Here is a 25,695-nt window from a genome sequence, read left to right as displayed (position 1 = left end):
ACGCCTTCTTCGGAAAAATCCGATCCGGCCCCATTCTCTGTTCCGTTTCCTTCACCTCTTATAAACCATAGGGAGAAGGGCCCGCGCCTTTTTATACCGGATTTGAATAAGCCACAACCAATACAAGGCATTTTCATGAAAAAAGGGGGGAAAAAGCCTTCACGGATAAAGGCTTTGTTCCTGCAGGTAAAGGATTGTACTCCCATTCAGCTTCTGGTACGGTGTAAACCTTTGTAGTCAAAAGCCATCACCAAGTGCTTTGGCGGGGGATTCCATGCAGGTGAAAGAAAAATTTCAGGCCATCATCAAAGAGGCCCGTCTTTACAGCTCCCAGGGGCTTTATGACGAGGCTCGTATTCGTTTTGAGACATTGGCAAAGCTTGTTCAGTCTGTGGAGGCTATCCGGAACCGGGACAGTCTTCTGGCGGATATCCGTGATCGGATTGCGGAGCTTGATAAAAAAATTGCTGCGGTTTCATCGGAAAACGAGGTGCGTACCTTTACGGCAAAGGAGTCGGACCTTGTGAACACCCTTTTGCCGGACACCGAGGAAACCCCTGTGGAAATGCGTCTTGAAAAGGCAAAGCTGCTTGCGCGCTATGGATCCTATGCAGCGGCCATCGCACTTTTTTCCGTACTGATCCGGAAAAAGGAGGTGCGGGATGAGGCGGCCATCGGTCTGATCACGGCCATGGTGAAGGATGGCAAGGAAAAGGACGCAAAAAACCTTGTACAGAAATGGGAAACTCAGGGGCTTTTACCGGAAAAACATCTGGCACGCTGTAAAAACCTTGTGCCGGGTATGACGTCAGGCATGGAGGCTGTGGAAGACAATGAGATGGAGCTTCTTCCCGTGAGTTCTGTGGGCATACGTCTTGAAAATGTTCCTGAGGATCTCAATGAACAGATTGACCTGGATGTGAGCTTTCAGTCCGGCAATCTGGTAAGCCTGATTATTTCGAGCAAGGATAAAAAGCTGATTGATGACCTGAAGGTCGGATTGCGGCTCAATGACATGCGCTGTTATTCTCCGGTGGCCGTATTCCGCAGCTCCGGTGTTGTGGCTTCCAAACATCAGATTGACGCAGGTCCCAAAAAAGGGGACTGGTGCCTGAATATTGAAATCAAGAGCTGAGGGCGTGTTTTTGGGGTGAATGGATCCCGATATCCCGCGATCATAAAGGGGATACAATAGAATTGTGGAGGGTCTTTATGGCCGTTTTTAATATGCAAAAGCGGGTCATCGAGTGCAAAATTGTTTACTATGGTCCAGGCAGATGTGGTAAAACCACAAATCTTGAAACCATTCATAAGCTGTTTCGCAAGCAGACCGAAGGCGATCTGGTTTCCATTGATACGGAAGGGGACAGAACGCTTTTTTTTGACTTCCTTCCCCTGGGCCTTGGCAAGATCCACGGCTGCGATGTGCGCGTACAGCTTTTCACGGTTCCCGGCCAACCCCAGTATGCTTCCACAAGAAAGCTTGTACTCAAAGGCGCTGACGGCCTTGTCTTTGTTGCCGATTCCTTAGCTGTGCGCAGGGAAAAAAATATGCTTTCCCTTAAGGATCTGCATGAGAATCTGAAGTCCTATGGCCTTAACATCATGAAAGTTCCTTTGATTTTACAGTACAATAAGCGGGATCTGGCGAACGCCGGTCTTCCCGTCATGTCCATCGAACAGATGGAAAGGGACCTCAATCGTCAACTCAAGGTACCTTCCTTTCCCGCCAGCGCTGTGACGGGTGAGGGGGTGGGAAAAACCCTGAAGGCCTGCATTGAAAGCACCTTGCGGCATCTGCAGAAGGAACTGGACTGGGCGGGAAGATAGGGCGGACTCATGCAGACGGCAGACGTACTCTCCGGACGATTATCCTTTGTGGGCCTTGCCGATCTTCTCCAGTTTCTGGGAGCTGCGGTGGCCGCAGGGGAGTTGCGTATTTTTGCGGAAAATGGCGTTGAAGGCGTCATTTTCATGAAAAATGGTGAGGTTTTTGACGCAAGAATCGGCCGGGAACAGGGTGAAGAGGCCTTTCATACCCTCTTTACCTGGCAGGAAGGCCGTTTTTTGTTCATTCCCGGCAATCCTGAGATAAAACGTGAGATTCACCGCAATCTCACAGGACTCATTCTGGATGCCCTGCGCCGCATGGACGAGTTTCAGGCCATTCATGCGGGAAAAGATACGGAATCTTCCAGGGATCTCTGCCTTAAAGGCCCGACCATTGAATATAGCGATGTGGTGGATGAGGAGTTTCACCGGGATGGAACTGTGGTGGTGCGTCAGGGACGTTTTGGCTCCTGGCTCTGGGTCATCCTTGAGGGGAAGGTGCGTCTCTATAAGGAAGTGGGGGGACGCAGTGTTCCTTTGTTCTGCCTTGGAAAGGGTGCTTTCATCGGGAGTGCCGCAAGCTTTGCCCTGATGAACCGTCCCCGCAGTGCTTCCGTGCATGTGGTGGGAGAGGCCCTTCTGGGGGTACTCGATTCCCAGCGACTGGCAAGGGAATTCACCACCTTGGGTCCGGGCCTGAGGGATCTCGTCCTGGGACTCGACCGGCAACTCAGCCAGCTGGGGGATCTGCTTGCCCGCCTGCGGTCCTCTTCGGCGCCCTTACCGCTTATTCCCGAATCCTGGGAAATCCTGCGTCGTTCTGAGGGGGTTTCAGGCGCCTCCTTTTGTCGCGTGGCGCGTGGAAAGGTTGTACTGGGATACAAGATCGGGAATCATTTTTCAGAATTGGCTTCCTTTCCGGAAGGTGTCGTCTTTGCCGACCCCATGCCCGCCACCCGCATATGCCGGGATGGGATGGCTTTTTTCGGAAACGCCACAACGCGCATTCTTCCCCTGGAAGACGGGGATGCAGGTATGCTCTGGGACAGGCTTTCTCCCACTTTTCGTAAAATGCTGGGTTTTTCGGTCAGTTCCATTCAGACCAGCCTGGAGCTGATCGGAGAAGCCATAGAATGCAAAGGACAGCAGGATGACGCATGATCAGGGGATATCGGAAAAAAGACGTTTTCCCTTTCGACCAGAAACACGGAACCTCGTTCATTTTTCTGTGCTGGGCGAGAATGGGAGGATTCTGAACCAGGGTATGGGAAAAACCTTGAATATCAGCAGGGGAGGACTTCTCCTTGAGGCGCACAGCCCCATTCCTGAGGAAAGCCGGGTGCAGCTTTCCATTGGCATGGGGGATGAGATCCTGGATCTGGAAGTCATCATCGTCCATGCCCGGCCAGTGAAAGAAAAGCTTTGGCAGGCGGGCATGGCTTTTTTACCCATGACAGGCCCCAAGGCCAGGCTTTTATCCCTTTTCATTGAACGCTTTGAAATGGAAATGGATACATGATGCGCATTCAAGACCAAGGTCCTGTGCGGGTGGGAGTGCTTTCCGATACCCACATGCGAAGGGCAGAGGCAGACCTTTTTACCCTGCGGCAGGGACTTTTTTCCGATGTTTCCCTCATCCTCCATGCTGGAGATATTGGTTCACCCGCAGTTCTGGATGCTTTTTATGATGTGGAGGTGCTGGCTGTGGCGGGTAACTGCGACGGCCCGGAAATTCGTGCGCATCATCCGGTATCCAGGGTTATCTCCGTGGGGGGTGTTTCCATCGGCCTGATTCACGGCTGGGGCGAGCGCAGCGGCGTTCGCATGCGGGCAAGAAATTTTTTTGAAAATGTTCAGGCTGTGGTGTTCGGACATACCCATGTTCCGGAATGCTGCGAGGTTGAAGGGGTGCTCATGTTCAATCCAGGGAGCTTTTCAGACAATCGCGGGGGACCCTGGCCCGGTACGGTGGGGATATTGACAATTTTTCCCAATGGGGATATCAGCGGGGACATTTTTCCCGTTTGTTCTGTATAACCCCTGAATACGAAATGAAAGGATGTCTGAACGATGAGCGTTCCTGAATCCAATGTGGAACTCAGCGGCTTAAAGCGGCTTCGGAGCGGTAAGGTCCGGGATATTTACGAGCTTGAAGACAGTTTTCTCATGGTGACCTCAGACCGTATCTCCGCCTTTGACGTGGTGCTGCCGGATGCCATTCCCGGAAAAGGACGGGTTTTGACCCAGCTTTCCCTTTTCTGGTTTGACCGGATGAAGTCCCTTGTGGACAACCACCTGATCAGTGGGGATGTGGATGTGTTTCCCAAGGTCTGTGAACCCCATAAGGAATATCTGCGCGATCGGAGCATGTGGGTGAAAAAAGCCGAGCCCCTTGCCATTGAGTGCGTGGTCCGGGGGTATATTTCCGGTTCCGGGTGGAAATCTTATAAAAAGGATCAGACCGTGTGCGGCATTGCCCTGCCCGCCGGGCTTACGGAATCCGATCGCCTGCCTGAGCCCATTTTCACCCCCTCCACCAAGGCGGATGTGGGGGACCATGATATTAACATTTCCTTTGGCCAGGCCGTTGATCTTGTGGGTCGGGAAACGGCAGAGCGCGTGCGGGACTTAAGCCTTGCCATTTATAAGGAAGCTTCGGAGTACGCCCTTGAAAGGGGCATCATCATTGCGGACACCAAGTTTGAATTCGGTTTTGTGGACGGGAAACTCATCCTCATCGATGAGGTGCTGACTCCGGATTCTTCTCGCTTCTGGCCGCAGGAGGGCTACCGCCCCGGTGGTGCTCAGCAGAGCTTCGACAAACAGTTTGTGCGGGATTACCTGGAAACCCTGGATTGGAACAAGGAAGCGCCCGGTCCCAGGCTTCCGGAGGCGGTGATCCGGAAGACCGCTGAAAAATACGAAGAAGCCCTTTTCCTCCTGAGTGGTCAGCGCTGAAGGAAGGGAAGGCAGGGAATCGCATGTTAATTTCTGGGATCTGGGCGGTATCAATCCCTTCCGTGGATTTTTTCCATCTGAATGGATTGCCTGTGAATTCTGCATGCGATTCCCCCTGAAGATGGGGTCGATCTGATATTTCTGTGATTTTTTTTGAAAAAATTTTCTTATATATACGTGTAAACGCTGTTTATCTGAAAAAAAGATTGCTGCCCATGGGGGGTGGCGGAATCTTGATCTGGAAAATGCCTGACTGAAAAAAGACCCGATTCTCCCATTTGAGGGCAGAGGATAAGGGCATGCGGTATGCCCGCCCCATCCGGCAAGGTTTCAAAAAGCTGGCAAGGGCCCTTTGGGAAAGGTCGTTCAAGCAGGCCATGCGCAGGAGGACGATGATGCGATATGCAAAAAGAGGAGGCTTGGTATTGCTTCTGCTGGTGGGGCTCATGGGAAGCGCTTTGGCGGATATCCTTGTGATTGCCAACAGGGGCGTGCCCGCAGCAAGTATTTCCAAAGATGAAGTGGAGCGTATCTACCTTGGCAGAATGAGCCGTTGGGAAGATGGCAGCCGCATCAATTTTGTCGTGCTCAGGGACGACACCATGGACACCTTTTTGTCTTCTTATGTACGGACCACCTCCGCCCAGTTTGCCCAGCACTGGAAACGTCAGGTTTTTACGGGAAAGGGCCAGATGCCGCCCATGCTGGACAAGCCAAGGGATGTGGTGAGTTTTGTGGCCAACACGCAAGGGGCCATTGGTTTTGTGCCCGAAGGCACGCGTACGGATGAGGTGAAGGTACTGGGAGTGACCCCTTAAGAAACGGGTCTGTTTTTTAAAAAAAAATGAAAACGGATTCTCATACGCAAAAGGAGGATTTGCATGAAAAGTTTACGAGCAGTGGTGGTGGGCCTGAGCCTGCTGTGCCTGGCGAGCCCGGCAATGGCCATTGAATTTGGCGATGATTTTTATGGCGGCGTCACCGTACACGGCTTTATCTCCCAGGGCTATCTGAAAAGCGATAACAACAATTTCTTTGCAAAAACCGAAGATGGCAGCACGCGCTTCAACGAATTTGGTATCAACGTGAGCAGCCAGGTGAGTGACAGGCTCCGGGTGGGACTTCAGATTTTTGCAAGAAACCTGGGCGAGTTCGGAAAGGGTGAGCCTGAAATTGACTGGGGCTTTGCCGACTACCGCTGGAAAGACTGGCTGGGCCTGCGCTTTGGTAAGATGAAACTGACCCATGGTCTTTACAATACCACCCGTGACGTAGACATGCTCCGCAACAGTATTTTTCTCCCCCAGAGTATTTACAACGAGGCCTGGCGGGACACGGTTGCGGCCATCAGCGGCGCGGAGATTTATGGGGATATCTACCTTGGCGGCGCAGGCTCCCTTGCTTATCAGTTCCAGGGCGGGGAAACGGATTTTCCCGTGGACGGAGGTGTTGTCACCACAACCAAAGACCAGTCTCGTCTGAACAATATCCTTTCAACCCCGCAGTCCACGCACACCAAATATTCCTTCACCGGTGGCCTTGTCTGGTCGACCCCCATCAACGGCCTTCGCCTGAGCACCACAGGCTGGGTGGTGGAATTTGACACCGACGGCGTCTTTTCTCAGATGGATACTCAGGCGCAGGCCAATGTGCGCACCAACACCAATTCCAAGGTGTATACGGCTTCTCTGGAGTACATCCGGGGTCCCTTCACCTTTGTGACGGAGTACATGGGTGCCACCTACGAGTTTGCTACACGGGCCAAGGGCAACAGCCCCTTTGATCAGGCCATTAATGCCAACAAGCCCATTGATCTGGATACGGAAGGCTACTACGCGGCCATTGCCTACCGCTTTACGGACTGGCTGGAGCTGGGGCTTTCCTATTCAGAATACTATGCGGACAAGAACGACAAAGACGGCAACCTGAACGTAACGGACCCAAGACGTGTGGCCGCAGGATACAAAAAGCATGACGCCTGGCTTAAGGACACAGCCCTCACAGCCCGCTTCGATCTGACGGATAACTGGGTCTTCAAGCTGGAAGGGCATGCCATGAATGGGGCGGCCATTCTGATGAAAGACATCAACTCCGATGATAATAACAAGCTGAACACCTCGGAAAACTGGTTCCTTTTTGCCGCCAAAATGACGGTAAGCTTTTAATGAAAAAAGTTTAACGGCTTGAGTGTTTTATTATCCATGAAACGTGGCAGGGCTCCGGATCCTGAAAGTCAGGTCGGAGCCCTGCCATCGCAAAAAAAGACGGGGGGATCATGGGGCGCAGGATCGTTTGGTGCGGCATAGGCGCGATAACCGTTTTCTGTTTTTTTCTGGCCGCCCAGGCCATGGCCACTTCCGTGCAGTCGGAAAAGGAAGTGGCCCTGCTTCTGGAGCTTTCTGACACGGCATCTGTCGCCGATACCCTTGCCCAGGCGCGCGAGCAGGTTGTGCAGCGCCAGACCCGAAGAGGGCGCAGCCTTGCCATACACGGCATACGGGATTTTTTTGACTTAAGTGACAAGTATGCGGCGGTGGCTTACAGCGCCACCATTGTCCCCGATACTCCCGCCATTGCCATGGTCCTGTTTGAACGCGGAGCCTCCACGCTGATCATGCCGAAAAGCTTTCCTTATCTTCTCTTTGTGGGGGCTGGGGACATTGCCACCTATGAGCGCATCGATGACGCCGGGATCTGTGGGTATTTCCGTGAAATGGGCGTGAGCGACTGCGTTCCCGTATTCACCCAGCGCAAATGGAAGCAGATGCTTTCCGAAAAGGCGGACAAGAATCATACCCATGACGCCAGCACACTCACGGGAATCATCCCTGCGGAGCGCATGGATCCCTCCCTGGTCCGCCGATCCGAACTTCAGGCCGCCCTGGAAACCAAAGCGGATTTTCACCTGGTTCAACCCCTTCTTGTGGGAGCTGTGGCCCTTCCCGGAGGGGGGGGGGAAACGGAGCAGTTGCAGCAGCGCATTGCAACTCTCGAGGCCCAGGTGACCCGGCTGACCCGTCTGCTCGAAGGCGTGCAACGAACAGGCCAGGATTTACAGCTTCAGGGCCTCAACCTCGTTCTTGTGAACGGAGACGGAAAAACCGCCAGCGCCAATGGCGGCGGGAATCTCATCATCGGATACAACAGCTCAGAAAAAGTGACCGGCTCCCATAACCTCATCATCGGAGAAGGGCACCAGTGTTCAGGATATGGGAATATTATTTCGGGAAGCGGGCATCGGGTGGAAAGTTCATATGGTGCTGCCATTGCCGGTAAAAACAACAGCATTGGCGGCAAATCCGCCTTGGCCCTGGGGGGCGAGGGCAATCAGGCGGGCGGCGATTTTGCTGCGGTCCTGGGAGGGCGCAGCAATAAGGCGGAGGGGGATCGCTCCATTATTTCCGGCGGAGAGAATCGGGCAGTACTGAAAAGCAATCCCCATTTCACCGGAGAATAAAAAGGTCTGACCCGCAGGCCTGGGAATTTTATAGGGTCATGGGTGTCAGGTCCTGATGTTCTTCCTCAACGAAGTCTGTTTTTTGCGCTCACTTTTCGTATCCGGCAGACCTGCCGGTGATGTGTGAGGAATTTTTATGAATCCAGATCCATCAGCACACAATCAGGGCAAGTTTTATTACATGGTAAAAAGGATCTTTTTTGCCCTTTGCCTTCTCATGATCACATCCCACGGTGTGTTTGCCGGAGAAAATCGGGCCCTTGTGATCGGTATTGATCAATACCAGGACCCAGGCATCCTGTTTCCCGCTACGGCTGGAAAGGATGCAGCGGTTCTCGGGGATTATCTGGAACGCCATCTGGATTTCAGGGTGACCCGTCTTCTGGGCGCTTCCGCCACAAGGGAGGCGATTTTAAAAAGCCTTGAAACCATGGCCAGAGCAGCAAAGCCCGGAGATGGGCTTCTCATTTATTTCTCTGGGGCTGGGGAAACGGAAAATCTGTACGGGTACGGTTGGTGGTTGGGTGCCGATGCCCGCAAGGGAGAAACCGAGACCTATGTGGAGGTGAGCGCCATCCAGCAGGCCCTCCGGCAGACCCAGGCCAGACGGCTTCTGGTCATCTCGGATGCGCCCTTTCCGGATTCCGCCTGCGGACCCCAGGTGTCGCCCTCTGAGGACAAAGTGCTTCCGGGTTCCCAGGAAGAAGCATACGGCCATACCATTTTACGCAGAAACAGGGTGGTGAATTCAGAGGGTGGAGGAAAAAACGGGGTTCTCGTCTCAGCCCTCCTGGAGGCCTTGCCCAGGCTTGAAGGACGCATCGAAGGATACAAACTCTTTACGTATGCCCAGGCCTCGGCCAAAGCCTCAGGAGAAAATCTGGATTACCGGGCTTTACGGACAGGGCGAAGGGGGGGGTATGATGTGGTTTTTCTGCGGGAACCCGCTTCCCTGCCCTTGGTCACACCCACGGCCGCAGCACCGCCTGTGCAGGAGGTTTTGTCGGCAAGCCTTGAAATCCGCTCCCGGACAGAAGGGGCAAAACTTCGTGTGAATGGCCAGGACCGCGGTTTTCTTCCGGTGCGGATGGGCGCACTGGAAGCAGGCCTCTATCGTCTGGATATCACAGCTCCTGGGCATGAGGATCTGCGCGAGGAGTTGCGACTGGGGCCGGGAGAAGAACGGCAGCTGATCGTTACCCTGAATCCGGAAAAACCCAGAGAGGGCAGACTTTCCATTCTGACAAGCCCGGAACATGCCACCATCCGGTTTGAGAACAGGGCACTTACCTACTCTCCGGATATGTCCCTTGGTCCAGGCCTCTATCCTTTACGGATCACAGCGCCCCTTTACGAAGAAAGTCGCGTCAATCTGCGCATTGAAGCAGGAAAAAAAGAAGAAACCCATATTCGGCTTTCCCTTGTTCCCCGCCACGAAAATAGCCTGGGAATGGATTTTGTACGAATCGAGGAAGGTCATTTTCTCATGGGAAGCCCTGGGGGCGAGGTTCGAAGAAACAGCGACGAAGAACAGCACCCGGTGACCCTTTCAAAACCTTTTTTTATGCAGACCCATGAAGTCACTGTGGGGCAGTGGCGGCAATTCATCCTGGCCACGGGGTATAAGACCCAGGCCGAGCAGGGGGGCGGGGCCTATGGTTTTGAAAGCGGATTTCGCTGGGTCCGGGATCCCGATTATGACTGGCGGAATCCCGGTTATCCGCTGAAGGATACTTTGCCTGTGAGCGCAGTTTCCTATCATGATGCCCAGGCGTTTATCCAGTGGCTGCGTGAGAAAGAAGGCCTGCCCTATGATCTGCCCACAGAAGCACAGTGGGAATATGCGGCAAGGGCGGGCAGTGGATCTGCCTATGCCTATGGGGCTTGCCTCACGGATAGTCAGGCAAACTTTGCCGCCAACTCTTTCCGTCCGGGTTGTGCCGTGGGCCAGTTCAGAAAAGAGCCCCTTGCCGTGGGAAGTCTTGCGCCCAACGCCTGGGGTCTTTGGGATATTCATGGCAATATGTGGGAGTGGTGCAGGGACTGGTATGGCAAGTATCCCGAAGGAGGCGATTCCCGTAAAGACCCCGTGGGGCCGCCAACCGGGCAGAAACGGGTTGTACGTGGGGGAGGATGGGATACGGATATGGATTCAAGCCGTGTGGCCAATCGTTATAGCATGGACCCCTCTCTGGCCTATACCCATATTGGTTTTCGCCTTGTGATTCAGCCTTAAACTTTAGGTCTTTTTGTTTTTGAGGGGGGCCGTCCGCATGCGGACGGCCCCCGTTGTTTCAGGGATGGAAGGCGTAAAGCTCGGAAAAGGAGCGGATGGGGGACACAAAGCCACCCGGTGCGATCTGGATCAGATAAATTTCTTCAGAACCTGCATGTCTGTTTTCAGAAAAACTGAAACGGAAGCCACCAAGATCCACTTCAAATTGCTTGTAAGCCGTCTGAATAAAGGTTGGTGGGGCTGGGGGAGAGGGACTTTGACGCAGAATATGGGCAAAGGCCCGGACATTGAGATAGGCTTCAAAACCCGGAAAATCCATTTCTATGGTGGGGTCTTCTTTTTTGAAAGCGTCAACGGCCGCCGCATAGGCGTTAACGGCCGGAATCCTGCGGTAGTAGGGAAAGGGGACCGCCTGGCTTAAGACCACCCCGAGGCCACGATTCATGAGGGTATCGGCCAATGCAATGGGATCTGCGTGGGAAACCACAAGAAGAACAATAGTCCCATCGTTTTCCCGTATGTTCCGGATAAAGTTCGCGGTGATTTCCGGGGGGGCTGAGATGACAATGGCATCTGGTTTTGAGCTTAAAAGCCTCTGAGCCGCCGTCTTTGTATCACTATTCTCATCGGGGCTGGCAAAGCTGTGAACCGTCAGTCGTTTTTTTTCCAGAGCCGAACGTACGGCATCCAGATATTCGGCTCCATGGACATCATCCCCATAAAAAACAGAAATCCGGTTTTTGCCGGTTTCATCAATGAATCGGTGTACAAGGGTTTCAGCCTCACCCCCCACATCCGGACGGATGGAAAAGGCCGGAAGGGCTTGTGGGGTGGAAAGGCCGCGAAGGCCTGTGCTGCTGCCAAAAAAAAGGGTGGAGGTGCGTTGGGCATGGAGAAGGGTTTCACGGGTTCCCAAAGGGCCAAAGGCGCCAAAGAGGGCAAATACCTTTTCTTTTTCCGTAAGCTCTGCCAGGTTGGCCTGTCGTTGCCTGGAATTTCCTGCGTCATCCAGAGCAAGGATGCGTAAGGTTCTTCCGTGTACGCCGCCGCTGCGGTTGATATCCGCCACCGCAGCGGACATTCCCTGAAGCCATTTACCCGCATGTGAGGCTTCATTGCCGCTTAAAGGAAGGCTGAGGCCAATGGAAAGGGGAGGGGAAGGAGAGCTATCCGCAGAAGCAAGGTCTGTGGTTAGCATAAAGAAAAAAAGAAGAAGTAGGCTCAAAACGCAGCCTGCCCATCCAGGCAATGCCTTGCATGTCATATCATCACCATTTCTGTTGCTTTTTAAGATATGTGGTTTTAAAAAAAATGACGAATAAGCTGGGTGGCGGATCAGGACAATAATGTTTGCCATACATACGATTCAAGCCCTTTCTTGTCAAGAAAGGCCAATGTTTTGTCAAAGAGATTTTTGTAGCCCTGCCAAGGGGTTTGATGTGAAAAAACGGTTTTTCCATCTGCATCGATCCTCGGAAGAACCTTTGGGGTCACATATAAAAAAACAGGCCCCACCTCTTCATCCCGTACCTGAGGTAAGGTCCCCTGTCTGACATATAAATACAGAAACTTAAGGTTTGCCTCTCCCGGAGATTTAGGCTATACAATACGCACAAAGTTTCGTGGATGTGAGATTTTGGCATGCCTTCGGCAAGACAAGATGGCAACAAGGCTTTGAATGGATTGCAATGCGATCTCTCCGGCCTTCTCAGGCGGTAGAGGCATTGATCACTCATGACCCAGGGAGCATTCGAGGAAGGGACTATGGAGTTTACCCTTGATTTGGACAGACGTCAGATTGAAAAAATTGAAAAGATTCTTGATGAGGAGCTCATTGATCTTGGCGTCAGCAATGTGATTCTTCTGGATCTTGCCGGGAACGTCATTGTGAATCTGGATAACGGCAATACCCAGCATGATGTGTATTCCCTGGCAGCCCTTGCGGCAGGGAATTTTGGCGCTGTCAGCGCCATGGCCAACCTCATCGGAGAACAGGAGTTTTCCCTGCTTTTCCATAAAGGAGAAACGGACAGCATCCATTTCAGTAAGGTAACAGACGACCTCCTTTTGTTATCCATCTTCGGCAAAGAGGTTTCTCTTGGTTTTCTCCGGTTAAAGGTCACGGAGGCCGTACGAAAAATCGAATCGCTTTTTGGATAAAATAATCGGAGGCTTACCTTGGCGCTGATCAATCCTAAAAAAAAAGAAGTGCAGGTAAAAATTGTATATTATGGCCCAGGTCGGGGCGGCAAGACAACCAACCTAGAATACATCAATCAGAAATTCAAAAGCCGCATTAAGTCTGAAATGGTCACGGTGAAAACCTATGGTGACCGCACCCTGTTTTTTGATTTTCTTCCCTTGGATATCGGAACAATCAATGATTATAACATCAAAATCCAGTTTTATACCGTACCGGGACAGGTGAAATACAATGCCACCCGAAAACTGGTTCTTCGAGGTGTTGACGGGATTGTTTTTGTTGCAGACTCCATGACGCTGCGTCGGGAAATGAATATCCGCTCGCTGCAGAATCTTGAAGAAAACCTGCGCTCCTTCAATAAAGATCTTTCGAGGATCCCCCTTGTCTTCCAGTACAACAAGCGGGATCTTGCCTCCCACAATATTGCCTTGCTTCCCCTTGAAACCATGCAGCAGGATCTTAACGCCAAACTCAATGCGCCTTACATTGAAGCCAGCGCCATCTCAGGGGAAAACGTTGCACTGACCATGAAAAAGATTATCTCCATCACCATTGGATCCCTCAAAAAAAAGCTGGAGGAAAAATAAGTGACGGATAAAACAGATACGCTCACGATGGAACTCGATAAGCGTCTGGAAGATCTTTTTGATGAGGACACGCTTATGGAGCCTGAAAAATCCTCCTCTCCTCCCAAGCCCGTCAGAAAAGAAACCAGCAAAAAGAATCCGGATCTCCGCTTTGCCGGGGGAGAGAAGCCAGGGGGGGATCCCCTCCGGGGTCTCAATGCCCTTCTGCTCTCTATGGAGTGGGAGATTGATGACAGTGTCATGGATCAATATCTTGGGGAAATCCAGCGATTGCAGGGGACCTGGGAAAAGGATCGTATTGTTTTGAATTTTTTCCGCATACTGGAAGCCCTGGGCAGTTATCTTAAGCAGAAAAAGGTGCATGCGCATCAGGACACCCTGCGCCTCCTTCAGGAAATACAGGGTGAGCTGGGCATGCTCATGGATAAGGGAGAGACGCTTCAGGATTTACAGAGAAAGGAGCATTTCCAGAAAGCCTACCAGCATTTTCAGGATTTCCGGAAACAGATCACAGGGAAAACAGGGGATCTCTCATCCACGGCCAAGGCCAAGGAAGAGCAGCTTTCCGGGCTGATTCGCGGAATTGTCCGCGAAGAACTTGAAAAATTCCGTCAGCGTCTGCTCCAGGATCTTCGTTCCTGAGAGAAAAAAAGACGGTTGCGGACATAAGGCTTGGAGTGGAAGCCGGAACGTTTTGACGCAAGGGGCAGCCATGGCATTCTTTTCTGACGATCCATCCAAAATAATCCTCCGGCAGAGTGATTTTGACAATGACCGCGCCTTTTCCATGGATCGGGACATGCTGAAGGTGTTTGCGTCCATTGATGGAAAACGGAATCTTTCGGATATTGCCGCCCATGCCGGAATGTCCCTGAAATCTCTGAAAGAGGTCGTCCACCGGCTCCTGGCAGCCGGATTGGCAGAAACGGTGCAGGATCCGGGAAATGGGAAAACAGCCGCTTTCATGCACACCATCGAAGAACATCTGGCCATAGCCATTGGACCCATTGCATCCGTTGTCATTGATGACGAGATTGATGCAATGAAGGAATCCTGGAGTGCCTTTCCAATGGAGCGTGCGCCGGAACTTGTGAATTTACTGGCCCGACAGATACCCAGGGAAGAAAAACGCGTTGCGTTTCAGCAGGCGATGATTCCATTCCTCAAGGATATGGCGCGCTAAGGTCGAGGAGATCCCATGACAACCCTGATTTGCGAAGAGTGTGGCAAGATTTATCACCTGGATCCTGAAAAGCTTAAGGGCAAGCTCTCCGGGGATGAGGCAAAAACCCGTTGCCGGGAGTGTGGGCACCTGATCCGCATTTCCAGAGAGCAGCTGGAAAACGGTGGAGATACCAAGCCTCCACAGGCGCCTGCGGATGAAACGCCGCCCATGGCAGAAAAAATGGAAACGCCGCCCAGTCCAAGTCCCCCGGCCCCGGAAAGAAAGTCCAGCGCAAAACCCAAAAAACAGGGTTCAGGAACCAAAGGAATGGGCCTCAGAACCAAAATGTTCCTCCTCTTCCTTGTGGTTCCCCTTCTTCTTATGGCTGCGTCGGGAGTTTTTTCCCAGAACCAGCTCAATGAGCTGGCACGGCGCATTACCCATGAGAGTACCCGGGTGGTCCAGGGAATGGCTGAGGAAATCATTGCTGAAAAGGCCCGCTCCGTAGCGCTTCAGACCAAGATTTACCTCCGCAGCCATCCGGAGCTGGGAAAGATGGATTTTAACTATGATCCGGAATTCAGCCGCATTGCGGTCCAGCGTGTGGGAGACTCGGGGTATACCGTACTGTTTGAACGGCCTGGGGTGGATGAGCCGGACCAGGCATTCCGTATCTGGGCGCATCCAGATGCCCGTCTCATCGGGGTCCCGGTTCTGGACAGCCTCCGGGCCGCATTGGGTGCCCAGTATTTCAGCGAGTTCAGAAAAATATTTGAAGAGGCTCGCCTGGGGCGGGAGGCAAGGGGATATTATACCTGGATCGAACGGGATGGACAGCTTCGCCAGAAGTTCATGGTGATCAGCCCGGTGGAAGGCACCCGGTATTTTATCATCAGTACGGCCTACATTGATGACTTTACCATACCCGTGAGAAAACTTGAGGCGGAAGCAGGTGCCATGGCCCTGCAAACCCGGAATATTGCCCTGGGCATTCTGCTTTTTTCCCTTCTGGTCATCGGCCTTTCCATCTCCATTTATGGATACCGCATCACCCGAAACATCAAATACCTTACCCATGCAGCAGACCGCATCAGCGTAGGAGAGCTGGATACGGAAATCCGTGTATATGCAAAGGATGAAATCGGCAACCTGGCGGATGCCATTTCCCGTATGCAAGACAGTCTCAAGCTTTCCATTGAACGCCTTCGCCGTCGTCGCTAGCCAGAAAATGACGTTTTAAAAAAGCTGCGGAGTTTGCCCTATGTCCGAGATCCTTTTTCCCAATGACACGCCCGTGGCAACCGGCATGAACAGCTCTTACCTGCTTTTGAACCGGCTGATGGAGTATTATCAGCGTGAAACGGGCTGTGGGTGCATTCATTTCAGAGGCTCTTCGGTCGAGGCCTTACTTTTTTTCAATAAAAATCGTCTTGTGGAAGCCCTTTTCTGGGATGGAAAGGGCAAATCCACGGGAGGAGCGGCAACGGAGTTTTTAAAAAGCGAAATTCAGGTGCAGGATTTCAGGGTTTCGGTATATGGCATAAGGCCTGATGCTCTTCCCTATTGGGCAGGCCTTATCCATGCCACGCCCTTCGGACTGTCCCAGTCCGTTTCCTTCACAAGACTTCTCAGCATGCTTGAAAAACAGTATGAGGGACGACCCCATACGGGATATTTTCGCGTGCAGGGGGATAAGCGCAGGCAGCTGGGTTGGGTTCTTTTCCAGGAAAAACGGATTTACGGTTTTCGTCTTCCCGGCGAAAGGGCTGTATGGATGGAGCCTGAAGAAATGCCGGATTTCATCGAAAGATTTCGAAACGCCTCGGAAATACGCATCGATGCCTGGGCCCTTCCTGTGGAAAGCAAAGGATCCGAGGGCCAGCTCAAGCCCCCTGCCTCCCAGGAAACCATCGCCATGCTCCAGGACCTCATGCAAAAGGCCGAAGGGGTTTTTGGCCAATCCCGTACCAGCAAAGGACCCTTTCCCATCCAGTTTCGTAAAATATGCGTGGAATGGGCGGACTTCTATGAATTTCTCGATCCTTTTGCAGCTGAGTTGGAATACAGGGAAGGCACTCTGATATTTAAAGGTCAGGCCGGAGACGGAGAGGTTATCGAGGGCCTTTGTCGCGTTCTCACGGAATTGATGAAATCCGAGAATCTGGGGGAAGATTTTGCCGCCCACCTTGAAGCATGGAAAAATCAGCACCACAGACGGATTTCCGAACTGCAGGTTCGTTTTTCATGAATCACAGGTGTTTTTTGTCTTTTGTGGGTTTTAAGGGGATGGGAACATGAAAGCGTCCTTTACCTTGTAAAAAAAATATTTTTTCAGGTGTTTTAAGAAAAATCCATTTATTCTGAACGTGTTTTTGTCCCTGTTTTGATGTGCGGCCACGGAATCGAGCAGGAGGTTCAATGCGTATCAAGGTTTTAATCGCAGATCCAGATCCCGAATCCGCAAGACAGATGCTTGCCTGGATTGAAGAGTATGGGAAAAATTTTCAGTGCGTCACCGCAAGTACGGGAAAGGCCGCAACGGATCTTCTGCGTCAGGAAAACATCGGGATTCTGGTCACAGAATTGATTTTTTCCGACCTGGACGGGTTCGGGCTGCTGGATTTCATCAACACCCACAGCCCAGAAGTTCCCGTCATTGTGGTTTCTTCCCACGGAAGGCCAAAAACGCGTGAAATTCTCATCCGCAAGGGCGCCCAGGCTTTTCTGGAAAAACCTCTGGAGGCAAAAAAATTTCTTCAGACCTTTGACCTCACCGCACGCCGCATCCAGGAAGGAGGCTCGCTCAATGGTGCCTCTCTGGATACCTTTGCCCAGATGATCGAGATGGAACAAAAGACCTGCACATTGCGCGTACTTCACCCACCAAGCCAGGGCTATGGGCTTCTTTTTTTTAAAAACGGGGACATTGTACATGCGCGCATGCCGGGTGGTCTGGGGGGAGTGGACGCAGCTTACGAAATCCTTGCCTGGCAGCCCGTATCGCTTATGATTGAAAACCAATGCAGGATTCAGACCGAGGCCATTCAGGCCGACCTCCAGGCCCTGCTCATGGAGGCCATGCGTCTGAAGGATGAAAGATCGGAAAGGCGTACGGAAGTTCCTGTTGCCCCTCGATCTACCTTGCCTACAAAATCTGAAGAAGATGTTCATAAGCCCAACTCTGCTCCTCAGGACCCGGTTTATGCCTGGCTGGAAACCATCGGAGCGCAGTCCCTTGGCATTGAAAGTGTTTACCAGGATGCCGCATGGCGGGATCTTGTGACCCATGCCCAGATTATCGGTTCGGTCTTTGACGCAGGAAAACTCAAGGCCTGTTATCTCAATGCGGGCCATGGATCCCAATCCATTCTCCTTCCCGATGAACAGGATACGGTCCTTGCCCTGCTGCCTGGGTGCAAACGGGAGCAGATTGTGGCTGTGCTTGCCCATCACCCTCCCCGTTTTCAGTGGTAAAAACGCCGAATGCATCAGATGATCAGGGGTGGGAGTACGGCCGATGGATGGCCTGTTTTGGTTTTGTAATCCGTATGCGAGAGAATTATGAAAATTTTTTCCGAAATCCTTGCCCTCCAGGATGTTGAAGGGGTTGTTCTGTTTTCCCAACAGGGAGAACTTCTCGGATGGGAGTTTGCCCCCGTGCTTCGTTCAAAAATGGAACAGGGGACCTGGCAGACGGTCCTGGATCCCGATGGCGTGCGCAGAATGATCCAGAGTTTTGAAGGAATGGAAGAGGTGGAGCTTTTTTTTGAAGAGAAAAAGGTACTGCTGCGAAGGGCTGGAACCAACCATCTCATTGTGGTGATGGGGCGGAACGCTTCAACGGATATGATCCGTTTGGTTTCCGATACCTTGATGCCAAGTCTGCGTAAAGCTGTAAAAGCAAAAAAATTCAGTAAATTATTCCGTTTGTAAATGGGATGAGAACGCATTCCCGGCGTGTCCTTAAGACCGGATAGATACAGATTTGTTCAAAGTCATAAAAATTAAGGAAGGAATCTCCATGAATGCCCCGGCAGATACGCAGATCCGGATTCGTGAAGCAGAGGAATATTATCGACACGGCCTGTATACGGAAGCCAGTCAGTTGTATGAACGCCTTCTTTCCGAAGCATCCCTGGATCCGGAGACTGCGGACAGCATTGCCGAAAGAATCCGGGAAATTGATAAAAAAATCAAAGAAATGGAAAGCATCGACCGCCAGGTGCTTTCCTCGAGGGATCTGGATTGTATCCGCAGCACCTGGGGCAAGCAGGAAAAACCCTCGGATATACTCCAAAGCGGCAAAGCCTTTGGTGAGCTGGGCCTGCACAAGGAAGCCCTTGGAGAATTCATCAAGCTCCTCAGCAAAGACTATCCCTTACAAGAGTCCGTGCGATGGATACTGGACAGTCTGTGCGCAGCCCATCCCGGAGGCCGCATGCTGGAACCACTGCAGACCGCGCTCAAGGAAGCGGAAGTGGAGGCAAAGCTTGGCCTTGATCTGATCTTTGCCTGCGGAAAAGAGCTGTGCAAGCGTCAGATGACCGAGGTGGCAGAAGCCTTTTTCAACGTGGTCAAAGAAGACAATCCAAGATATCCGGGGCTTGCTGCGGAATTGGCGCGTTTTGGCAGTTCCCAGCGATATGATTCACGCTACGCTTTTTTATTGGAAAACAAGCTGGTCAACACAGAGCAGCTCCAGCAGGCCCTGGCCATGGCGAAAAAAAGCGGCAAAAGCGTGGAAGCTGTGCTTCAGGAAGAGTTCCGCATCCCCAAAACCCAGATTGCGGAATCCCTGCGACTTTTTTACAATGTCAACTTCAAGGCCTTTGATCCCAAGACACCGGTTCCCATTGAACTGATCCAGAAGCTTAAGAAAAGTTTTCTTTTTGAAAACAAATGGGTTCCCCTTGCATGGGATCTGAATGCTGTGGATGTGCTCATTGATGACCCCAAAAACATCATCAAAACAGACCAGGCCCAGGCCCTGCTCAAGGCTTCACACCTGAGGCTCTTTGTGGGATTCAGGGAAGATATTGAAGCGTATATTCACCTGTTTTACAAAGAAAACCACGACGAAGTGGATGCGGAGCAGTCGGAGGATGCGGTAGAGGGCTTTGACATGCTTCCGGATGTGGCCTTTGAGGAGGTGGAGGAAGAAACGGACAGTCGTCTGCATGATCATGACGATGCCGGATCCAGCCACACGGTGCGCATGGTGGACCAGATTCTCATCAATGCATACCGCAAAGGAGCTTCAGACATCCATATCGAGCCTTCTCCCATCAGTAAGAAAACCCGTATCCGCTACCGCATTGACGGTGTCTGTCAAGAAGTCCTGCAACTGCCCAACCAGGCGGCAAAACCGCTCATTTCGAGGATCAAGGTTATGGCGCGCCTGGACATTGCGGAACGTCGCATGCCCCAGGACGGTAAGATTAAATTCCGGCGCAAGGGTATTAGACCCTTTGAACTCCGGGTGGCCACTCTGCCAACGGCAGGGGGATTTGAGGATGCGGTTCTTCGTATCCTTGCAGAGTCCGGCGCCATGCCTTTGGGCAGGATGGGGATGAGTGATCGGAATCTTACCCATCTGAAAAAAATTATCCGCCAGCCCTATGGATTGATTCTGGTGGTGGGTCCCACAGGAAGCGGTAAAACCACCACCCTCCACGCGGCCCTGGGCGAGATTAACAAACCGGGTATCAAGATCTGGACTGCGGAAGATCCTGTGGAAATTTCCCAGGAAGGTCTGAGGCAAGTGGAGTGCCAGTCTAAGATCGGGCTTGATTTTGCAAGGGTTATGCGGGCCTTTCTCCGGGCGGACCCGGATGTCATCATGATTGGTGAGATGCGGGATCATGAGACCGCCGCCATCGGGATTGAGGCTTCTCTCACAGGGCATCTGGTTTTTTCTACCCTCCACACCAACAGTGCTCCGGAAACGGTCACCCGTCTTCTTGATATGGGGCTGAATCCATTAAATTTTTCCGATGCTTTCCTGGGCGTTATGGCCCAACGCCTGGTGCGTCGGCTCTGTGATCACTGCAAGGAAAAGTACCATCCCACGCCTGAGATGTTTGAAGAAATCCGCATGCTCTATGGCGAGGGCATGGAAAAAGCCGGACTGGTATATGATGAACATCTGTACCTTTATAAAAAAATGGGCTGCCCGGAGTGCAGCAATACGGGGTACAAGGGGCGGCTTGGCATTCATGAACTGCTTTTGGGTACTCCGAAGGTTAAGCTCTTAATCAAAAGGGCCGCCCCCACAGAAGAGCTGTTCATCCAGGGGGCTGCGGACGGCATGACCACGCTGATCCAGGATGGGATTGCCAAGGTTTTCCAGGGAATGACCGATTTTGAAGAAGTGCGTCGCGTCTGTGCAAGCTGACTCGGAAAAGGGGAGGGGCCATGGAGGAGAGAATTTTTGTGAAAGACAAGAAGGCCACTTTCATCTGCCCGGATTGCGGTTTTTCTGCAGTCCGGGATGTGAGTGCTTTCCTGACGATTCAGACCAAGGTCCGGATACGGCGCACCTGTAAAAAATGCGGGCGCATGGATTCTGTACTTCTGGAGCGCAGGCGTTTTGCCCGGAAACCCCTTTCCTTTGCAGGCCTTTACTGGAAGCTCAAAAATACCGAGATTCAGGGTTTCATGACTGTGGAAGATCTTTCCCGCTCAGGAGTCAGGGTAATGATTCCCGTATATCAACCCCTTTTTCCGGGAGACCTCCTTGGTATTGAGTTCCGCCTTGACAGGGGAGCCCAGCCGCTCATTCAGCGGGAGGCCATTGTCCGTAACATCCATGAAAAATCCGTGGGGCTGGAATTTTTATCCATGGAACACACGGATTCCCTGGGGCCTTACCTGGCTTTTTTGTAGCAGAATCCGGGAGTAAAGCTTATGGGGCGTATGAAAACGCAAGGAGGGGGGGCTGGCCTTTCTATCCTTGCATTTTTTATGTTTTTTTTAATCTCTGGGGCGTTTTTTCCCCTCCATGCCATGGAAAAGGTGCGTGCTGACTTTATTCCGGATGGAGACACCCTGCGCCTTAAAGATGGTCGATGGGTACGGCTTTGGGGACTGGATGCGCCGGAAGTGGGGCATGGACAAAAAAAAGGCAGTTGCGCAGGAGAAGTCTCACGCCGCGCTCTGAAGAGGCAGGTTACAGGCAAGGACCTTTATCTTCAAAGCGAGGGCAAGGACCGATATGGGCGTCTTCTCGCGAGGATTTACCTTGAAAACGGTCTGTGCGTGAATGAAGAGATGATCCGCTTGGGCATGGCATGGGTGTTTTTTCACGGGAAACCCGATGAGACCCTGCTCCGATGGATGGGGCTGCAAGAAGTGTCTGTGCGGAGCAGGAGTGGATTCTGGGCACAAATTCCGGACAACCCCTTTCCTGTCATCGGCAATCGACGCTCCCATCGTTTCCACCATGCAGAGTGCCCCCTTGCCCAGAAAATCAGTCCCAGAAACCGTATCCGGTTTTCATCCTATGTGAAGGCTTTCATGGCGGGCTATGCCCCCGCCCGGGAGTGTATTCCGGATCCCGTATGCCCACAAGGCCTTTAAAACCCCTGGGTCCATGGTTGTCAAAGGGGTTTCAGAGGCCCGAAGTGCTCCTGCAGATAGGCCTGGATACTGGTCAGAACTCCTGTAAAAACACGCTTCCCCGCAACACCTGCATAGGCATCCTTTGCGTCTCCGCAGAGTTTGGCATAGCAAAGTCCCACCTCACGGCCCGGATCTTCGGGATTTTGGGCCTCGGTAAGCGCAGAAACGTACATATCCAGACGGCGGCGCAAGGCGGCGAAATAATCAATCTCCGTGCCGGAATCCTTGCAGAGGGCGTCAATTTCCTTGGAAAGCAGGGCGATTTTCTGCCAGAATCCTTCACTCAGCGAAGTTTTTTCCGGGTGTTCGGATAAAAGAAAAGCAAGCCCCCATCCTACCGAGAGAATTTTCAGCATGCGCATTTCATATTCCATGGCGGGCCTTGGGATATGACTGCTCTCGGGAAGCCCCTCCACAAGGGGCAGGATATCGTTGCTGCGCGTGGCATAGGCGACAAGGGCTTCGGAAAGTGCAGCGATTTTTTCTTTGTCTTCCATTCAAAAAATCCATTCTTTCATGAGAGGTTTGATCCCGCCTGCGTAAAAAAACGAGAAGCGGGAGTGCAGGGAAAACCTTGGATCAACGGAGAAAGAGCCTTGTTTTACGTGGGATGGTGGTGTCTGACCTATGCGACCTATTATCACAGGATGGACCCAGGACGCCAGTCATACCCAGAAAATTTACCTGGCTGGAAGGGGCTTTTCTTTTTGCTTTCCCGCGGGTATCCCATTCACAGGGCCTGGATGGGTTCGCCTTTGTAAAGATGGGGGGATGAAATTTCCACAAAGCTTTTTCTTCTCATTTGAAAAGGCTTTTGTTATCTTCCCTGAGCAGCAGGGCAGGCATCACCCGATGCGGGAGCCAAACCATCTTATCCTGTCTTCACGCGTCTCGTCCCAATCCTTCCCTATCCGCCCATGCCTTTAACCCCATGATCTGAACCCGAAGCCAAAGGAGTTTTCATGAAGCGCAGTCTGATCCGCAGCACCGGTCGTTATATTCCCCCCCGTCTGGTTACCAATGAAGATCTCACCCGGTACATGGATACCTCGGATGAATGGATTCAGCAGCGAACCGGCATTGAGCAACGCTACTGGATCCCGGAAGAGGGTGGAGTGGGGGCTTCGGACCTGGGCCTTGAAGCTTCCCGCATCGCTCTGGACCGGGCAGGGTGGAAGGCCCAGGATCTGGATCTCATCATTTTTGCCACCTTGAGTCCGGATATCTTTTTTCCGGGATCCGGCTGCCTTCTGCAGGATAAATTGGGACTGGACACCACCCCAGCTCTGGATATCCGGCAGCAGTGTACGGGATTTCTCTATGGTCTGGCCACTGCCGATGCCTATATCAAGGCCGGTATGGCCAATCGTGTGCTTGTGGTGGGAGCGGAGGTGCACAGCTCAGGCCTGGACATCAGCACCCGGGGCAGAGATGTGGCGGTTCTTTTTGGTGACGGCGCAGGAGCCGCCTGTGTGGAAGGCGTGGAGACGGACCAGGAAATCGGCATCCTGGCCTCTGCCCTCCATGCCCAGGGGCGTCATGCCCAGAGCCTGATGCTGGAAGTGCCCGCTTCCCGGTATCCGGAACGGATCACCGTGGAAATGCTGGAGCAAGGTCGACATTATCCGGTTATGGAAGGAAAAACCGTATTCAAGCATGCCGTACGTCGTTTGCCCGAAGTGAGCCATGAGGTTCTGGAAAAGGCGGGACTGACCCTGGATGACATTGATCTCATCATTCCCCATCAGGCCAATCTCCGTATCAACCAGTTTTACCAGAAGGCCCTCGGCGTTCCCGAGGAAAAGGTTTTCCACAACATCATGCGTTACGGGAATACCACCGCAGGTAGCATTCCCATTGCTATGGATGAGGCCATTGAAATGGGCCGCATCAACACGCAAAAGGATACACTCCTGCTCACCGCCCTGGGCGCAGGTCTCACCTGGGCCGGGCTGGTCTACCGTTTTGGGGTCTGATGAAATCCCTCATGAACAGGCCCTGGGTTTGTTTCCTGAATCCATCCCAGAAAATCCCCCGCAGCGGAGGGCCCGGAGGTATTGGGGGGTGGTTCCGGAATCAGCCCCTGGCTGGGAAGAATGCATGGCCTTGACCAGGGTATCGGCCAGCTTTTTTCCGTTTTCAACCCCAAACTGGTCAAAGGGATTGATTTCTTTTAATAATCCCACATAAACTGTGCGGGCTTCCAGAAAAGCAAATAGGCGGCCAATGTCTCTCGCGTAGAGATCTGTGAGGGTGAGGATGCTCGAAGGACGGTTGCCCGGGCAGATCTGTTCCGGGCGGCCTTCACTGCGTCCCATGGCAAAGGCATCGGCCTGGGCAAGGAGATTGGCCCAGAGTTCCTGGTGGGGGTCTGGATTGGTTTCATGGTTGCCAAGGCTGGGCGGAGGGTTCAGGACACCAATGAAGTCGATGGGAATCCCCCGTCCCTGGTGGAGCATCTGGAAAAAAGAATGCTGGGCGTCCGTTCCCGTATCTCCGAAACAGAGCATGGCCAGAGAGGAAGCCGGGAGGGGCTTACCGGAAACCGTCAGTTCTTTGCCAAGGCTTTCCATATAAAGCTGCTGCATGTGTGAAGGAAAGCTTCTTAAAGGATGGGCATAGGGAATCATGGCAAAGGCGGGGTATCCGAGATAGTCCCCATTCCAGATATCGCAAAGCGCCGCGAGAAGGGGAAGATTGACGCTTTCACAGGCCTTGGCGCTGTGCATGTCCATTTCCCGGCATCCTGCGAGAAATTCTTTCACCACCTCCGGCCCGTACACAAGGCTTAGGGGCAGAATTCCCACGGCAGAGCTTGCGCTGTAGCGACCACCGATGAAGTCAAAGATGTGAAAGACATCCAGGCAGGCATCGGCCCCCGTATCCCCCGGACTTCCCTGGGCCGTTATGATCACAAGATGCCTTGAGGCAGGAACATGCGCCGCCTGCATCCACGTCTTTACCTGCTCAAGGTTTACATGCACCTCCTTTGTGGTAAAACTTTTGGAAACCACCAGCACCAGGGTGCGCCTGGGGTCCAGATCGCGGGTTTCGTGGAGAAAAGCATTGGGATCCATGGTGGAGAGAAAACGAAGGTCCATGGCGGGCGCATGGCGACCCGCCAGAGCGTCATGAATGGCCTGGGTTCCCAGACGGGAGCCTCCGATACCCAGAACCAGGATATGGGTAAAGGCTGCACCGTCATCGGCCTTTATTTTTCCTGCTCGCAGGGCTTCGGCAAAGGAGAAAACCCGGCCTTGCACATGAAAAAGGTCTTGGCCGACATTTTTCCCCTCCACCCATACGGTGGTATCACAATCCCTGGCTAAGGTATGAAGTGCAGGCCTTTTTTCTGAAATATTGACGTATTCCCCTTGCATCATGGATTGAAATTGTTGACGTAGGTCCTTTTCCCTTGCCATATCCACCAGCGTGTGAAGGATGGGAAGGTCCAGGCGCTGACGGGAAAGATCCAGGTGCAGCCCACCGCCGTGGAAAAACAGGTTGCTGCAGCGGGTGTTTTTTTTGACGAGGGATCTGAGGTGGGCAGAAGGCCGCTCTGCTTGCCGGGCAAGGTCTTGGAGCTTTGCATGAAAAGGGGACACAGGAATTTTGCTCCTTTTTTTGAGGATCAGGGAC

The 25,695-nt window shown here is 52.6% G+C and carries 25 protein-coding genes; 22 read left to right on the top strand and 3 right to left on the bottom strand.

The features are described from left to right. The first annotated feature begins 274 nt into the window (after positions 1-274). The 10 genes from RBR60_RS01050 to RBR60_RS01005 all read left to right on the top strand — a co-directional run bounded on the left by RBR60_RS01050 (position 275) and on the right by RBR60_RS01005 (position 10,481). Positions 275-1,135, top strand: a complete 861-nt coding sequence (locus RBR60_RS01050) for a hypothetical protein (protein ID WP_320353779.1) — start codon at positions 275-277, stop codon at positions 1,133-1,135. 77 nt (positions 1,136-1,212) lie between these two features. After that, a complete protein-coding gene (locus tag RBR60_RS01045; RefSeq protein WP_320353778.1) occupies positions 1,213-1,830 on the top strand; it encodes a GTP-binding protein in 618 nt (205 codons plus the stop codon). 9 nt (positions 1,831-1,839) lie between these two features. Further along, the gene (locus tag RBR60_RS01040) at positions 1,840-2,991 is read left to right on the top strand and encodes a DUF4388 domain-containing protein (RefSeq protein WP_320353776.1); all 1,152 of its coding nucleotides are present in this window, start codon (positions 1,840-1,842) and stop codon (positions 2,989-2,991) included. Next, a complete protein-coding gene (locus tag RBR60_RS01035; RefSeq protein ID WP_320353775.1) occupies positions 2,981-3,349 on the top strand; it encodes a PilZ domain-containing protein in 369 nt (122 codons plus the stop codon). The genes RBR60_RS01040 and RBR60_RS01035 overlap by 11 nt, the downstream gene beginning before the upstream one ends. After that, positions 3,346-3,867, top strand: coding sequence for a metallophosphoesterase (locus RBR60_RS01030; RefSeq protein ID WP_320353774.1), 522 nt, complete (start codon positions 3,346-3,348; stop codon positions 3,865-3,867). The genes RBR60_RS01035 and RBR60_RS01030 overlap by 4 nt, the downstream gene beginning before the upstream one ends. A 33-nt stretch (positions 3,868-3,900) precedes the next feature. Beyond that, positions 3,901-4,788, top strand: coding sequence for a phosphoribosylaminoimidazolesuccinocarboxamide synthase (locus RBR60_RS01025; protein WP_320353773.1), 888 nt, complete (start codon positions 3,901-3,903; stop codon positions 4,786-4,788). Between the two features lie 419 nt (positions 4,789-5,207). Continuing rightward, the gene (locus RBR60_RS01020) at positions 5,208-5,606 is read left to right on the top strand and encodes a hypothetical protein (RefSeq protein ID WP_320353772.1); all 399 of its coding nucleotides are present in this window, start codon (positions 5,208-5,210) and stop codon (positions 5,604-5,606) included. Positions 5,607-5,669: 63 nt separating this feature from the next. Beyond that, a complete protein-coding gene (locus RBR60_RS01015; RefSeq protein ID WP_320353771.1) occupies positions 5,670-6,953 on the top strand; it encodes a hypothetical protein in 1,284 nt (427 codons plus the stop codon). A gap of 110 nt (positions 6,954-7,063) precedes the next feature. Continuing rightward, positions 7,064-8,245 carry a hypothetical protein gene (locus RBR60_RS01010; protein ID WP_320353770.1) on the top strand — a complete coding sequence of 394 codons (1,182 nt, stop codon included), beginning with the start codon at positions 7,064-7,066 and terminating at the stop codon, positions 8,243-8,245. 136 nt (positions 8,246-8,381) lie between these two features. Continuing rightward, positions 8,382-10,481 (top strand): SUMF1/EgtB/PvdO family nonheme iron enzyme, encoded by a 2,100-nt coding sequence (locus tag RBR60_RS01005; RefSeq protein ID WP_320353769.1) that lies wholly within the window; start codon positions 8,382-8,384, stop codon positions 10,479-10,481. Positions 10,482-10,539: 58 nt separating this feature from the next. Here the strand turns inward: RBR60_RS01005 and RBR60_RS01000 are convergent, their stop codons facing one another. Next, entirely contained in the window at positions 10,540-11,706 is a 1,167-nt protein-coding gene (locus RBR60_RS01000) for an ABC transporter substrate-binding protein (RefSeq protein WP_320353768.1), read from the bottom strand. A gap of 539 nt (positions 11,707-12,245) precedes the next feature. Here RBR60_RS01000 and RBR60_RS00995 point away from each other — a divergent pair. The 11 genes from RBR60_RS00995 (at position 12,246) to RBR60_RS00945 (ending at position 22,014) form a co-directional block, all read left to right on the top strand. Continuing rightward, complete coding sequence (locus tag RBR60_RS00995; RefSeq protein WP_320353766.1) at positions 12,246-12,641, top strand: roadblock/LC7 domain-containing protein; 396 nt, start codon at positions 12,246-12,248, stop codon at positions 12,639-12,641. 18 nt (positions 12,642-12,659) lie between these two features. Then, positions 12,660-13,271 carry a GTPase domain-containing protein gene (locus RBR60_RS00990; protein WP_320353764.1) on the top strand — a complete coding sequence of 204 codons (612 nt, stop codon included), beginning with the start codon at positions 12,660-12,662 and terminating at the stop codon, positions 13,269-13,271. Further along, complete coding sequence (locus RBR60_RS00985; protein ID WP_320353763.1) at positions 13,272-13,913, top strand: hypothetical protein; 642 nt, start codon at positions 13,272-13,274, stop codon at positions 13,911-13,913. It begins immediately after the preceding gene. A gap of 70 nt (positions 13,914-13,983) precedes the next feature. Then, the gene (locus tag RBR60_RS00980; RefSeq protein WP_320353762.1) at positions 13,984-14,454 is read left to right on the top strand and encodes a winged helix-turn-helix domain-containing protein; all 471 of its coding nucleotides are present in this window, start codon (positions 13,984-13,986) and stop codon (positions 14,452-14,454) included. A 15-nt stretch (positions 14,455-14,469) separates the two neighbouring features. Continuing rightward, positions 14,470-15,657 (top strand): HAMP domain-containing protein, encoded by a 1,188-nt coding sequence (locus RBR60_RS00975; RefSeq protein ID WP_320353761.1) that lies wholly within the window; start codon positions 14,470-14,472, stop codon positions 15,655-15,657. A gap of 40 nt (positions 15,658-15,697) precedes the next feature. Beyond that, entirely contained in the window at positions 15,698-16,684 is a 987-nt protein-coding gene (locus RBR60_RS00970; protein ID WP_320353760.1) for a hypothetical protein, read from the top strand. A 170-nt stretch (positions 16,685-16,854) separates the two neighbouring features. Continuing rightward, positions 16,855-17,910 (top strand): response regulator, encoded by a 1,056-nt coding sequence (locus RBR60_RS00965; RefSeq protein ID WP_320353759.1) that lies wholly within the window; start codon positions 16,855-16,857, stop codon positions 17,908-17,910. 87 nt (positions 17,911-17,997) lie between these two features. Beyond that, the gene (locus RBR60_RS00960; RefSeq protein WP_320353758.1) at positions 17,998-18,369 is read left to right on the top strand and encodes a hypothetical protein; all 372 of its coding nucleotides are present in this window, start codon (positions 17,998-18,000) and stop codon (positions 18,367-18,369) included. An 88-nt stretch (positions 18,370-18,457) separates the two neighbouring features. Beyond that, positions 18,458-20,830 carry a GspE/PulE family protein gene (locus RBR60_RS00955; RefSeq protein ID WP_320353757.1) on the top strand — a complete coding sequence of 791 codons (2,373 nt, stop codon included), beginning with the start codon at positions 18,458-18,460 and terminating at the stop codon, positions 20,828-20,830. Positions 20,831-20,850: 20 nt separating this feature from the next. After that, positions 20,851-21,321 (top strand): PilZ domain-containing protein, encoded by a 471-nt coding sequence (locus tag RBR60_RS00950; RefSeq protein WP_320353756.1) that lies wholly within the window; start codon positions 20,851-20,853, stop codon positions 21,319-21,321. Between the two features lie 129 nt (positions 21,322-21,450). Continuing rightward, positions 21,451-22,014: a thermonuclease family protein gene (locus RBR60_RS00945; protein ID WP_320353755.1), complete on the top strand. Its 564-nt coding sequence runs from the start codon at positions 21,451-21,453 to the stop codon at positions 22,012-22,014. A gap of 20 nt (positions 22,015-22,034) precedes the next feature. Here RBR60_RS00945 and RBR60_RS00940 read toward each other — a convergent pair whose 3' ends face one another. Then, entirely contained in the window at positions 22,035-22,553 is a 519-nt protein-coding gene (locus RBR60_RS00940; protein ID WP_320353754.1) for a hypothetical protein, read from the bottom strand. A gap of 465 nt (positions 22,554-23,018) precedes the next feature. On the opposite strand from RBR60_RS00940, the gene RBR60_RS00935 reads away from it, so the two are divergent. Continuing rightward, entirely contained in the window at positions 23,019-24,032 is a 1,014-nt protein-coding gene (locus RBR60_RS00935; RefSeq protein WP_320353753.1) for a beta-ketoacyl-ACP synthase III, read from the top strand. 9 nt (positions 24,033-24,041) lie between these two features. Here RBR60_RS00935 and RBR60_RS00930 read toward each other — a convergent pair whose 3' ends face one another. Beyond that, positions 24,042-25,661, bottom strand: coding sequence for a glucose-6-phosphate isomerase (locus tag RBR60_RS00930; RefSeq protein WP_320353751.1), 1,620 nt, complete (start codon positions 25,659-25,661; stop codon positions 24,042-24,044). Positions 25,662-25,695 lie beyond the last annotated feature (34 nt).

It is taken from the genome of Desulfobotulus sp., from assembly GCF_034006065.1.
Classification (GTDB): Bacteria; Desulfobacterota; Desulfobacteria; order Desulfobacterales; family ASO4-4; genus Desulfobotulus.
Note: the sequence above shows the minus strand (reverse complement) of the source record. Positions and strands in the feature narration are given on the sequence as shown.